Source organism: Bullifex porci (assembly GCF_009695635.1).
Taxonomy (GTDB): domain Bacteria; phylum Spirochaetota; class Spirochaetia; order Sphaerochaetales; family Sphaerochaetaceae; genus Bullifex; species Bullifex porci.
Genome location: NZ_VUNN01000002.1, coordinates 85,874 through 98,540 on the forward strand (window position 1 = coordinate 85,874; position 12,667 = coordinate 98,540).

Sequence of the window (12,667 nt, forward strand, 5' to 3'; positions counted from 1 at the left end):
CTTTAGAACAAACAAGAATCAATAATATCCTTACCTCTGAGTATTTTAATCCACTCTCTTGGTATTGAGTCATAGCCATACTTAATACCAGCTAAGCCTCCTGCTATTGCAGTAATAGTATCTGTGTCTCCTCCTAGATTTACAGCCTTTAAGACACATTCCTTGTAGGATGAGGTAGTTGAAAAAGCATAAATAACACTATTAAAGGTGTCCTTAACAAAGCCTGTACTCTTTATAGGCTCTTCATATGAAAGCTCTACAGCATTTCCATTAATAATATCCTGTGCTAAGCGAACATATTTAATACAAATATCGATGCTTAGCTTATTTGCATGAGTTAAGCGTGAAACATTTGCGATCTCATCATCTGTAATATTATTTACAAAGGCTAAAGGAAGGACTCTCATTAATGAGCCATTTCCATTTGACCAAGCATCTGTATCGCCACAAAATGGATTAATTCCATCAAATTTATGTATAGCAGACATTGTAGTATTTCCAATATCAAATACTACTCTATCTATTGCATACTCACCATCGATGTACCATCTAGTAAAGCGCTTCATTATATCTTGATATTTTATAACTCCATACTTCTTAATAGATGCACAGGTTGCTAGAGTTAAGGATGTATCATCAGAAAAGGTACCAGCCTTTTGGTTCCACGTTCCATGACCTATCATTGTTTGACAATTAAAGGTTCCTCTCTCTTTGAATTCATAAGGAACTCCTAATGCATCACCAATTGCGAATCCATAAATAGCGTCTTTAAGCTTACTCATAGTTAAATTTTATTATAGATAAAGATAAATTTTTATCGTTTGTAAGTAAAATATATAAAAATTTAGCTATTATTTTATATTCCTTCTATTAGGTAAGAAAATTCATCTTAATACAATCTTGATACGAGCAAAAATACCTTATAACACACTTTATCCCAAAATATATATCCTTTCTAACATCAAAGGTAGTAAATGTTTAATAATGCATGTCTTAAGACACCTTAGAAGAACTGAGCAAAGGATAGATTATAAAATTGCTATGTTTGCTAAAAACCATACAGTCATAGGATTCTTTATCTTATTTGTATTAGTTCCACTATTTGTACTTTCAGCTGTCTGCATCTCTACAATGGTGATTATGAATATTCTATTTTCTGTGTTTTAAAATCTTTATTTCATATTTAGACCTTTCATGATTGTTTAACGTCGCTTTTAAACAAAAAGAAATAATATACCTTTCGAAGGAGTATAAAATGCATATCGTTGTTTATTTAATTGGCTTTGTTATGACAGCTTTATTGCTCTGGTATTTGAAATTATTACTTAAGGGAGATGAAAAATAATGATGAGTATTATTCAATATTGTCTTTATCCAGTCATCCTAGTAGTAATTGCTCTACCACTTGGAAAATACATAAAGAAGGTAATGTTTGGTGAAAAGACCATTCTTTCAAGATTTCTTAATCCAGTAGAAGCACTTATCTACCGTATCACTGGAGTTGATGCAAGTGAGGAGATGGATTGGAAAAATACCTTTTAAGTGTATTAGCGTTCTCTCTATTTGGTCTTATCTTCCTCTTTATGCTGCAGATAGCTCAATACTATCTACCTTTAAACCCTGATAAACTTGGAAATGTAAAGTGGGATTTAGCCTTCAATACAGCTGCAAGCTTTGTAACAAATACTAACTGGCAAGCATATTCAGGTAAGTCAACTCTGTTGGAACCTTAGCTATAGCAGGAAGTCTATATAGTAAAAAGAAGATTAAATCCAGTTCCGGAATATTATCAACTAGTAATATACTATTTATTTTTTTACTAATATTTGTCGTCTTACTAATTGGTGCTTTAAGCTTCTTTCCTGCTCTATCATTAGGACCTTTAGCTGAATTCTTTAGTGTTTAAGGAGTATTAGTTTATGAAAAAAATAATAGTTTAGCCGATAAAAAGATAATTACCAGAGCTATTGTCGATTCATTTAAGAAGATGGATATAAAGCCTAACCCAGTAATGTTCTTGGTATTTATATCAGCTATATTAACAACAATACTTTAGATTGTCTCTTTATTTGGAATTAAGGATGCTTAAAGTGGATATACCTTTACAATTGCTATAATCCTTTGGTTTACAGTTTTATTTGCAAACTTTGATGAATCTGTTGCAGAGGGGCGTGGTAAGGCCCAAGCAGATATTCTCAGAGCATCTAGAAAGGATTGTTAGAAACTTAATTACAACGACACTTTAAACCAATGATTATAAATATCTTGTAGCAGTAAATGGTGAGGAGACTATTATAGAGGCCTTTTCTCATAACCCTGATATTATGCTCCTTGATTTAGGACTTCTAGATATAGATGGAGTTGAAGTAATTAAAAAGGTTCGCTCTTGGTCTAATCTTCCTATAATAGTAATTAGTGCAAGAAGTGAGGATAGTGATAAAATTGAAGCTCTTGATGCTGGAGCTGATAATTACTTTACAAAGCCTTTTTCAATTGAGGAGCTACTTGCTAGACTACGTGTTATTCAACGACGATTATCATATATGGCATCAAAGGGAGTAGGCGAAAGCTCTGTATTTGAAAATGGTAAGCTAAAGATAGATTATGCTTCAGGGTGTGCTTATTTAGATGGACAGGAGCTTCATTTAACTCCGATAGAGTATAAGCTTTTATGCTTGCTATCACATAATTTGGGAAAGGTATTAACTCATACCTATATAACTCAAAATATATGGGGTAGAAGCTGGGATAATTACATTGCATTCCTTCGTGTATTTATGGCAACTCTAAGAAAGAAGCTTGAACCAACTCCTGATAGCCCTGGGTACATCCAAACACAGCGGAATTGGCTATAGAATGCTAAAGGTTGAGTGAATGCACTCTTGAAGAAGCAAAATATTTTGTCTTATCATCACACTTATGCGTGATATGACAACTGGTAGAGCTTATACACATCTTTGGAAGTATGCACTTCCATTGCTGCTTGGTAATTGGCTTCAGCTTGCTTATAACGCTATCGATTCAATAATCGCAGGACGTTTTATTGGTCCTGAGGCATTAGCAGCAGAGGGTATTGCTGGTCCTGTAATGAACCTAGTAATTTTAGGTGTATCGGGTATGTGTATAGGCTCTGGTGTTTTAATGAGTGAGGCCTTTGGCGCTAAGGATTTAGATAAGCTTAAAGCAACCTTAGCTATGACACTCTCTCTTGGTGTTATTTCAGCTCTAGTTATTTCAACCTTTGGCTTTATATTTTCAGCTAATATTACTAATTTACTTCAGGTTCCAAGCGAGATAAAGGAAATAACCGCCTCATACCTTGCTATAACATTTTTAGGAACACCCTTTACATTTATATATAATACACTCGCAGCGGGCTTAAAGAGCGCAGGTGACACTAAAACTCCTCTTAAGTTTTTAGCCTTCTCAGCAATATTAAATGCACTGTTAGATGTTATCTTTATCGGCTTTTTAGGCTTTGGAATTATTTGCTCAGCTACGACAACTGTAGTTGCAGAGGGAGTCTCTGCGATCCTTGCTATTTACCACATATGGTTTAAGGAAAAAGCAATTTGTCCAAATATTTCATCCTTTAAATTTGATAAGGAAGAAATTAAAAAAATCTTTGCATATGGAGCTCCTTCAGCACTACAGCAAGCAATTCAACCAATTTGTAAGGTCCTAATACAGGGTAGAGTTAATATGCTTGGAGTTTCATCAATTGCAGCATATAATGCAGCAACTAAGCTTGATGACTTTGCATGTATCCCTGAGCAGGGAATTGGCTCAGCGATATCAACATATGAAGCTCAGAATAGGGGAGCAAATAAGAAAGATCGCCTATTAAAGGGTTTAAAAGCAGGTTTATTACTTGAAGCTATATATGGTGCCATCATATTAGTTTTTACATATCTTTTTAGAAAGCCAATTATTTCAATGTTTGTAACAGGTGAAAGTGCTGAGAGTGTTATTGCACTTGGAACTCAATATCTTGGGTACATGGCATTCTTCTATATCCTTCCAGGCTTAACTAATGGTATGCAAGGCTTCTTTAGAGGTATGGGTAGGATGAAGCTTTCTGCATTAAATACATTTATTCAAGCTTCAATAAGAACTGTTGCAACCTTTATCCTCGCTCCTATTTTTGGAATATCGGGAATAGCATTTTCTTGTGCAATTGGCTGGAGCGTAATGCTTATATTCATGATTTTTAAATGCTATTTCCTATGCAAAAAAGAAAGCTTATCAATGAAATATTGACTACAAATTAAAAAGAGATAGAATAATAGTTGAAGTGGCATAGCCGATAGACGGCTAGTTACCTCAGAAATATGGATTGGTTAATCCCGCTTCCTGTTGGTACTAGAATGGCGGGATGTTTTTTTTCATTGTAGAAATAAGCTCTATCACAGATGGGTAGAGTTTTTTAGTAAAATATTTAGCTCATATAAAATAGATAAGGAATATTGACTATAAATTAAAAAGAGATAGAATAATATATAGAGTGGCATAGCCGATAGACGGCTAGTTACCTCAGAATTGCAGAAAATTAATCCCGCTTCCTGTTGGTACCAGAATGGCGGGATGTTTTTTTCATTGTAGAAATAAGCTCTATCACAGATGTGCAGATCTTTATACTCCAGAGTATAATCTCTAAAATCATTTCTAGCATGATTCATCACCTCCTCTCATCCGTTAGATTAGAGGAAGCCATTGTTCCCCCTTACGGATGTAATCCTTCTGAGGTAACTAATGCCGCTACCGTTTTTCTAGCTATGCCACAATTCCATTTAGCTAATATATTAAGACAATAATCAAGTGTAAAAGCTTTAAATTAAACACAATTCCTATAATAATTTTTGTCCCTAAGTGTTAGGTAAGAAATAGTGGATGTGGCTCTGATGCATTTGATACAAACAAGGCACTTGTTAAGTCTCCGAAATTGTATAATTTCTTCCATTTTAAATTAGACACTATATATGCCTTGCAACTTCAATTTCAAGAATAGTTATATGAGTTTTTACAGTAAAAAGTAACTAACAAAAACTCTTAACAAGAGTTTTTAAAACAACCTTTTCCTTTGTACAATTCTGTTTAATATCAATATATTTTTCAACATCTATTTTAGCATCATAGCTATTTGGTAATTCAAAAGAGGTTGATTCAAGAAGCTCATTTCCTACTTCTCCTGCTTTTATAGAACCATCGTCTAATAGCAATTTAAAACGTTTAGTTTTAACATCCATAGCAATAAGCTTGCCTTTTACTTGCAAAGTCTCTTTTTCAATATGATTTATATCTTTTATATAATCATAGCGTCTTAATACTTCTTCTTTAGACAATTCAATTTTCTTAGTCTTTGTTGAATTAGGTGAAGCAGTAGTAAATTGTACGCAACTACCTGTTTTTCTAATTGCATCTAACATCTTCTTATAAGATTCAATGAATTTTTTTTGGTCTTTTACCTTTGATAAGCCTTCAGATAGGTTTTTTGATTCCAATACTTCATTTACAATACCCATCTCATAAATAGCATCACTTTCATTAAAGAGATTGATCTGGTCAGGGAAAAATAAATTAACAATACAAGATCCTGCTTTCATAAAAACTTCTAATGGCTGCTTTCTTTTTATACCAGAGACTGAATTAGTAAGAGAAGTAAATGCTGAACTTACATCATTAATAAAATTACATGAAATGTGATGTCTATCTGAACCAGCGAACAATCGAATAGCAACAGTAGTAACATTATTCTCTCTAGCAAATTGCAAAGTCTCATCATTAATATCATCAACTATTTCTTTTTCTGAAAAAACAGGCTCCGAAGGTAACATTTTAATCCACTCCTTTGCATTCAAAGAAAGTTCAATTTCATCACCGTCGGTCTTATAATTTTTTGTAATAGAAAACAAATTAAAACCTGCTTTTCCATCATATGTTTTTTGAATCGATTTTTTTTCTATCTATTAAATCATAATATTCTAACTTGCTTATTCTTGAGACAAGCCAAACATCTTTATCATGATTACTACTCATCTCATAGAATAAAAACTTGCTATTAAATGAATCCTCACAAACAAAAACACGAGGATATATAAATTCTAGTAATACATCATACAAATAAAGATTACCTAATTCTTTTACATACATAAATATTTCTTTATCACTCATGTTCTTTTAGTACCTCATAAATTCTAAAATCATCCTTAGGACTATTATTCTCATAATCATAAAGATAATATTCTACATGATGCAGATTATTTTCTTTAGTAGAGACACCTCGAATAATTGTTGTAAAACCTTTTGCATAAGCTTTTGTTTTGGCTTTTAATGCTGGTAACCTTAATACAGTTTTTTTTAAAGAATCTAGATTAGTAAACAATGATAATCCATACTCTGGCTGTTTAAAGAGTCCTCTAAAAGTTTTCTTTTGATTCGCATGTTCAACATTCCATAGCTATTATCATTTTATGAAATTCTTGATTATTTCTAAAATGATTCCACACTTTATCATTTTATATAGTTGCCAAAGGAAAAAACACAACCATTGTAAGCAGTTTTCCTCTAGCAGTACTATTATCTATAATAAATTGTCTACTTTAGTTATTGCAAAAACCTCTATCATCTTAATATGGTGCTCCTTCGTAAATCACTGGTTATTTTTCATTTAGCTAATATATATTGACAATAATCAAGTGTAAAAGCTTTAAATTAAACACAATTCCTATAATATTTTTTGTCCCTAAGTGTTAGGTAAGAAATAGTGGATGTGGCTCTGATGCTTCTGATACTAACAAGGCTCTTGCTAAGAAAGGTGCACTTCTTTGTATCATGGGTCAAAACCCTTACCAGATGGGTTATCAGGGTGTAAAGGCTGCAGTAGATATCCTCAATGGCGTTGACATGGGTGGCTACAAATACGTTGATACAGGTGTAAATGTCATTACAAAGGATAACGTTGACCAGTTCTAATATCGTATCGATAAGCAGGTAGGTATAATGCCTATCTGCTTTTATATAATACGGACAAAAAATTAAATATTGACAAATATTTATAACACAATAAATAAATTTTCCATTAAATTTATAATTACACTATTAACTATTAATGATAATGGAGTGTAAAAATCCAATTATTTAAATAAATAATGTTAAATTCATGTATTATAAAGAAATACTATGTTATTTTATTGGTAATAGCACTGTATATTGTGTCCTCTTTATAAGAATTTAAGTTATTTTGACACTATGAATATATTAAATCTAGCTTGACCTTTGTATTTCCAATAAGTATGATAATTAATATCATAGGGGACATTGTTATGATTAATATTATTACAATCCTTCTATGTTGTATTTTTGGCATCGCCCTCGGCTATACTGGCCGATGGATATATGCTAAGTTTAAGCTTACTTCTGTTGAACAGAAGGCAGTTAGAACAGAGCAGGAAGCAATCATCAAGGCAGAGGCTCAAGCAAAGGAGTTAATGCTTGAAACACGTGATAAGCTGTTAAAGGAACAGCAGCAAAATGAGCGTGAGGCAAGGGAAAGAAGATCAGAGCTGCAGAAGACAGAGAGAAGGCTTTTGCAGAAAGAAGAAAATCTCGAACACAAGCAGCAAGAGCTTGATGTAGTCAAAAAACAACTTGGGGATAGAAGTGAAGCTGTTTCTAAGAAAGAAGCAGAGCTAAAAGAAAAAGAGGCTTCTTTAATTAAAGAATTAGAGAAGATAGCAGGTATGAGCCAGGAGGAAGCTAAGGCTTCTATTATTGAGCAGATGCAGGCAAAGGCAGCTCATGATGGCCATGTTTACGTTGCTAAAATTGAAGCAGAAACAAAGCTAACAGCTGAGAAGGTCGCACGTGACATCATCGTAGAATCAATTCAGCGTCTTGCAACTGAAGTAAGTGGTGAGGTCACAACATCATCTGTATCTTTACCATCAGATGAAATGAAGGGTCGTATCATTGGGCGTGAGGGTAGAAATATTAGAACCCTCGAAACCTTAACCGGTGTTGATATTATTATCGATGATACTCCAGAGGCTGTTGTAATATCTTGCTTTGATCCAGTAAGAAAGGAAATTGCTAGAGTAGCTCTTGAACGCTTAGTTCAGGATGGAAGAATCCACCCATCTAGAATTGAAGAGATGGTTGCTAAGGTTAGTAAAGAGGTTGGCCGCATCATCGTAGATGAGGGTGAAAAGGTAATCTTTGACCTTGGTATTCATAATATGGGTCCAGAATTAATCAGAGCTCTTGGCAGATTATATTTTAGAACAAGCTATGGACAGAATGTTCTATTCCACTCTAAGGAAGTAGCTATTTTAGCTGGTATGATCGCATCAGAGGTTGGTGCTAATGCTGAAATTGCTAAACGTGGTGGTTTATTACACGATATCGGTAAGGGCGCAGAGACAGAGAGTGAAGCTAACCATGCAGAGCTTGGTGCTGAGCTCGTAAAGAGACTTGGAGAGGATCCTAGAGTTGTAAATGCTGTAGCAGCACACCATGGTGATGTCGAGACTAATTGTATCGAATCTATCATTGTTCAGATTGCTGATGCTATTTCTGCTGCACGTCCTGGTGCTAGAAGGGAGAGCTTAGATAACTACATCAAGAGACTCGAAAACCTAGAGGGTATTGCAAAGAGCTTCGAGGGTGTAGATTCTGCATTTGCTATTCAAGCTGGTCGTGAGCTAAGAATCTTAGTTAATAACACCACAGTTACTGATGAGGGTGCTAAGGATATTGCTAGAGGTATTGCTGAGAGAATTGAAGCAGAGCTCAGATACCCTGGTAAGATTAAGGTAACAATCATCAGAGAAACTAGAATCGTGGAGTACGCTAGATAATGTTAGTAAACATCCTAATGCTAGGAGATGTAGCTGGAAGTCCTGGAATGAGTGCGCTCTTTCTAGGGCTTCAAGGTTTAATAAAGAAATATAAGGTTGATTTCTGCGTCGTTAATGGTGAAAATGCTGCTGGTGGCTTTGGCATCTGTGAAGATGATTACTACAATATGAAAAAGTATGGTGCAGATGTAATCACTAGTGGAAACCATATTTGGCAGAAAAATGAAATTTTTCCTTTATTAGACTCTAAGGATGACCTCCTTAGACCATTAAACTACCCAAAGGGTGTAATTGGGCATGGACTTTGTACTGTAAAAAAGAATGGAGTTACATATAGTGTAATATCATTACAGGGCAGAGTTGATATGCCTGTTACAGATTGTCCTTTTAAAACAGTCAAGGAAACAATTGAAAGAATTAAAAAAACTAGTGATGTAATCCTAGTTGACTTTCATGCTGAGTCCACTATCGAGAAGGAAGCTATGGGCTTCTTTTTAGATGGTAGTGTTTCTGCTATTGTTGGAACTCATACACATATCCAAACTATGGATGAAAAGATTCTTCCTAAGGGAAGTGGCTACATCACCGATTTAGGCTTAACTGGTGTACATACAGGTGTAATTGGGTCAAATCCTGAGATTTCAATTGAAAGACAGCTTACTCAAATTCCAATGAAGAGTGAAATCTTAGATGAAGCTGGTGAAATACAGGGTGTTCTTTTAACTGTTGATACAGATAGTAGTCTTTGTACAAAAATAGTTAGAATTTAAGATAAATAATTATTATAAGTCCGCGCAATCTATCTTTTTTTATTAGATTGCGCGGTCCTATCGCACTTTTTAGTTATGAAAAATAGTTAGGATCTAATACTTCACCTTCGATTAATATCACGACTTTTTCTATATTTTCATCTAGTAAAAGTGTCTTTTCAACCTGTTCATAAGCATTGTTTTCATTATATGTAGAGCTCTTTAAGAACTCCTTAGAGAGATTTACATAGCAAATACCTCTACTAACAGTTAAACCTATTAATTTAGTTTCACTTGATACTAATGAAATACATCCATCCTTTAAGGCTTCTACTGGATAGTCATGTATTAACGCCTCAATAGTATCGTGTAAATATGTTGAGCCTCTTTTATCTGTCACAAAAGAATAAACCTTTGGACCAGCTTGAGAAAAATAAATAGCCTTAATACCTCTTTGAGGAATTAATTCCTCTTCATTCATATCTGCAATTAGCTCTAATACTCCGCTTTCAATTACAGCACTCTTTACCTTTGGATAAAAGAAAATAGATAGACCAACACACCATATAATTAGAATAAATAAGATAATAATAGGTCTTATGAAATTTCTTTCATAAGCAACATCAAGGTTTTCTTTTTGCTTGAATTTATCATCATCTTCAATCATGGAAAAATTTTATCCAAAATATATAGTTGGTACAAGCAATATTTTTTCCACGTGGTAGTCAAACAATTGTTTGACACAAAAGTTAAGCTAATCTATATTGGCATGAACGAAGTAATACAATACACTTAATATTAAGGGCAATATGCCTTTATGAGGAATTATATGCAAAAGCTTGAAATAGTTAATAAAGCTGATATAGATACAACTTTACCTCTTATCAGTATTATTGGCCGTCCAAACGTTGGTAAAAGTACATTATTTAATAGATTAATTGGAAAGAGAAGGGCTATAACCGATCCAACTCCAGGAGTTACTCGTGACCCTATTCCTGAGACCTGGTTACTTGGAAATAACCGTGTAACCTTAGTCGATAGCGGTGGAGTAAAATTAGACCAAGAGGGCTTAGATGGTCCTGTTACAGAAAAGAGTCTTTCATTACTATCTCAAAGCGATGTAATTATCTTTGTTATGGATTGTATGGAGGTAACTCCTGAGGATCAGATGCTATTAAAGGAGCTAAGACCTTATACAGATAAGGTTGTGCTTGCTGTAAATAAAATCGATGACGTTACCCGTGAGGATTTAATTTGGAACTACTATAACTACGGCTATCAAAGGGTAGTTGGAATATCTGCAGCCCACGGACTTGGAATTGAGGAGCTAGAGGATACTCTATTGGGCCTTCTCGATTTAGAGCGTCAAGAGGAAGAGCCAGAGGAGGCAGAAACAATTAAGATTGCTATCCTCGGTAAGCCAAATACAGGAAAAAGTACCTTAACTAACCTTTTAACAGGTAGAGATATCTCTATCGTAAGTAGTATCGCAGGTACTACTAGAGATGTAATGAGAGGAACCTTTACCTATAAGGGTACCGATTATACAGTTCTCGATACAGCTGGTATTAGAAGAAAGAGCAAGGTAGAAGAGGATGTTGAGTATTATTCTGTAAATAGAGCTATTAAGACAATCGATGATTCAGATGTCGTTTTATTGATGATAGATGTTACAGAAGGCTTAGCTGAGCAGGATAAGAAGATCGCACAGCTAATTGTTAGACGTGGAAAGGGTGTAGTTTTAGTTTTAAATAAAATAGATGCTCTTAAGGGAATTGGAAATGAGCTTGAGGCTATTAAGGATAGAGTAAGATTCTTATTCCCTATATTAAACTTTGCTCCACTTGTTCCTATCTCAGCTCTAGAGGGAGACGAAATAGGTAAGCTTCTTGATACAGTATGGGCTGTATGGAGACAGCTTAATAAGAGAATTGATACTAATGTCCTAAATGATTGCATTAGAAGGTGGGGAGAGGAATATGAGCCACCTAGAGGTGCTTCAGGACACTATAAGATTTTATATGGAACCCAGGTTAGTGTTACTCCTGTAAGATTCCTACTATTTGTAAATAGAATTAAGGATTTCCCAGAAAGCTATTTATCCTATGTAAAGAACCTCATGAGAAAGGAGCTTGGCTTTTCCTCAATTCCTATTGAGATCTCTCTTAGAGAGAGAAGGAGAAATCCTTCGCTCTATGAAAAGGGTCCTAAAAAGGAAGAGGTTGAGATTAGTAAGGTAATTAAGGAGAGTCGTAAGAAGACAACTCTAGCTAAGGGTATTGCTAAAAAGCCAGGTGGTAAGGCTCGCCTTGGTAAGGAAAGAGAGAGAGCTGAAAAGATAGTAAGAAACCAAAAGCAAAAGAGAAGAGGATAGTAATGGGATTCTTAAGCGATAATAAGATAAAGGCTGTATGCTTCGATATAGATGGAACCCTTTATCCTAAATATGAAACTCATATTTATCTTTTAAAGGCAGCTATAGCACATCCTATTTTTTCTTATCGTTACAATAAAATGAGGGGAGAAATCAGGAGGATGGATAAAATTAATCCTGTTCCTGCAACCTCATTAGCTGAGTTTAGAAAAAGAGAGTCACGTCTTATCTATGGTAAAGAAATAGAGGATTATGAAAAAAGATATAACTCCTTTATGTATGAGCCATGGTGTCGCTATGATAAAAAGCTTACTCGCTTTGACAACCTAATAGAGCTTTTGGATAAGCTAAAAGCAAATGGGTATATGATAGGGTTTTTATCAGATTTCCCACTTGGAAATAAGCTTGAGGTACTAGGAGTTGAGAGCTATGCGAGCTTTGCATCCTCAACAGAGGACTATGGAACCTTAAAGCCTAATGGCACACCATTTTTTAAGATGGCAGAGGCAATGGGAGTTGAGCCAAAAGAGATACTATATGTAGGTGATAGCTACTCTAAGGATGTAGTTGGTAGTAAGAATGCAGGACTTAGTAGTGTTATGATTACTAATAAAAAGGGCTCATACCCCCTTGCAGATATTGTAATAAAAAACTATATGGAATTGATGGAAAGGTTATTCTAGGAGAAT

At 34.5% G+C, this 12,667-nt stretch carries 13 protein-coding genes and 2 pseudogenes; 10 read left to right on the plus strand and 5 right to left on the minus strand.

What is annotated here, in order from left to right; all coding sequences use genetic code 11:
• Positions 1–2: 2 nt before the first annotated feature.
• Entirely contained in the window at positions 3–782 is a 780-nt protein-coding gene (locus FYJ80_RS01725; RefSeq protein ID WP_154424401.1) for an ADP-ribosylglycohydrolase family protein, read from the minus strand.
• Positions 783–1,428: 646 nt separating this feature from the next.
• Between FYJ80_RS01725 and FYJ80_RS11700 the strand changes: the two are divergent.
• The 5 genes and pseudogenes from FYJ80_RS11700 to FYJ80_RS01745 all read left to right on the plus strand — a co-directional run bounded on the left by FYJ80_RS11700 (position 1,429) and on the right by FYJ80_RS01745 (position 4,260).
• Positions 1,429–1,733 (plus strand): annotated as a pseudogene (locus FYJ80_RS11700) (potassium-transporting ATPase subunit KdpA).
• Between the two features lie 32 nt (positions 1,734–1,765).
• Complete coding sequence (locus FYJ80_RS12205) at positions 1,766–1,906, plus strand: potassium-transporting ATPase subunit KdpA (protein WP_407921427.1); 141 nt, start codon at positions 1,766–1,768, stop codon at positions 1,904–1,906.
• A gap of 361 nt (positions 1,907–2,267) precedes the next feature.
• A pseudogene (locus FYJ80_RS12355) lies at positions 2,268–2,504 on the plus strand (response regulator); the annotation flags it as partial.
• 39 nt (positions 2,505–2,543) lie between these two features.
• Positions 2,544–2,855 (plus strand): winged helix-turn-helix domain-containing protein, encoded by a 312-nt coding sequence (locus FYJ80_RS12360; RefSeq protein ID WP_268878547.1) that lies wholly within the window; start codon positions 2,544–2,546, stop codon positions 2,853–2,855.
• 64 nt (positions 2,856–2,919) lie between these two features.
• A complete protein-coding gene (locus tag FYJ80_RS01745) occupies positions 2,920–4,260 on the plus strand; it encodes an MATE family efflux transporter (protein ID WP_154424402.1) in 1,341 nt (446 codons plus the stop codon).
• Positions 4,261–5,036: 776 nt separating this feature from the next.
• Here FYJ80_RS01745 and FYJ80_RS01750 read toward each other — a convergent pair.
• From FYJ80_RS01750 to FYJ80_RS01760, 3 genes are read right to left on the minus strand one after another with little or no spacing between them, the layout of a single operon-like run.
• Positions 5,037–5,912, minus strand: coding sequence for a hypothetical protein (locus FYJ80_RS01750; RefSeq protein WP_154424403.1), 876 nt, complete (start codon positions 5,910–5,912; stop codon positions 5,037–5,039).
• 19 nt (positions 5,913–5,931) lie between these two features.
• A complete protein-coding gene (locus FYJ80_RS01755) occupies positions 5,932–6,171 on the minus strand; it encodes a hypothetical protein (RefSeq protein ID WP_154424404.1) in 240 nt (79 codons plus the stop codon).
• Positions 6,164–6,382 (minus strand): hypothetical protein, encoded by a 219-nt coding sequence (locus FYJ80_RS01760; protein WP_154424405.1) that lies wholly within the window; start codon positions 6,380–6,382, stop codon positions 6,164–6,166. Before FYJ80_RS01760 ends, FYJ80_RS01755 begins: the two co-directional genes overlap by 8 nt.
• Before the next feature lie 449 nt (positions 6,383–6,831).
• On the opposite strand from FYJ80_RS01760, the gene FYJ80_RS01765 reads away from it, so the two are divergent.
• The 3 genes from FYJ80_RS01765 to FYJ80_RS01775 all read left to right on the plus strand — a co-directional run bounded on the left by FYJ80_RS01765 (position 6,832) and on the right by FYJ80_RS01775 (position 9,625).
• Positions 6,832–6,972 carry a hypothetical protein gene (locus FYJ80_RS01765; protein WP_154424406.1) on the plus strand — a complete coding sequence of 47 codons (141 nt, stop codon included), beginning with the start codon at positions 6,832–6,834 and terminating at the stop codon, positions 6,970–6,972.
• Between the two features lie 353 nt (positions 6,973–7,325).
• Positions 7,326–8,855, plus strand: coding sequence for a ribonuclease Y (gene rny, locus FYJ80_RS01770; protein WP_407711864.1), 1,530 nt, complete (start codon positions 7,326–7,328; stop codon positions 8,853–8,855).
• Positions 8,855–9,625 carry a TIGR00282 family metallophosphoesterase gene (locus tag FYJ80_RS01775; RefSeq protein ID WP_154424408.1) on the plus strand — a complete coding sequence of 257 codons (771 nt, stop codon included), beginning with the start codon at positions 8,855–8,857 and terminating at the stop codon, positions 9,623–9,625. The genes rny and FYJ80_RS01775 overlap by 1 nt, the downstream gene beginning before the upstream one ends.
• Before the next feature lie 73 nt (positions 9,626–9,698).
• On the opposite strand, the gene FYJ80_RS01780 is transcribed toward FYJ80_RS01775, so the two are convergent.
• Positions 9,699–10,271: a GerMN domain-containing protein gene (locus FYJ80_RS01780; RefSeq protein ID WP_154424409.1), complete on the minus strand. Its 573-nt coding sequence runs from the start codon at positions 10,269–10,271 to the stop codon at positions 9,699–9,701.
• A 162-nt stretch (positions 10,272–10,433) separates the two neighbouring features.
• Between FYJ80_RS01780 and der the strand changes: the two genes are divergently transcribed.
• Both der and FYJ80_RS01790 read left to right on the plus strand, forming a co-directional pair.
• Positions 10,434–11,978, plus strand: coding sequence for a ribosome biogenesis GTPase Der (der, locus tag FYJ80_RS01785; protein ID WP_154424410.1), 1,545 nt, complete (start codon positions 10,434–10,436; stop codon positions 11,976–11,978).
• 2 nt (positions 11,979–11,980) lie between these two features.
• Entirely contained in the window at positions 11,981–12,661 is a 681-nt protein-coding gene (locus FYJ80_RS01790) for an HAD family hydrolase (protein WP_154424411.1), read from the plus strand.
• Positions 12,662–12,667: the final 6 nt, after the last annotated feature.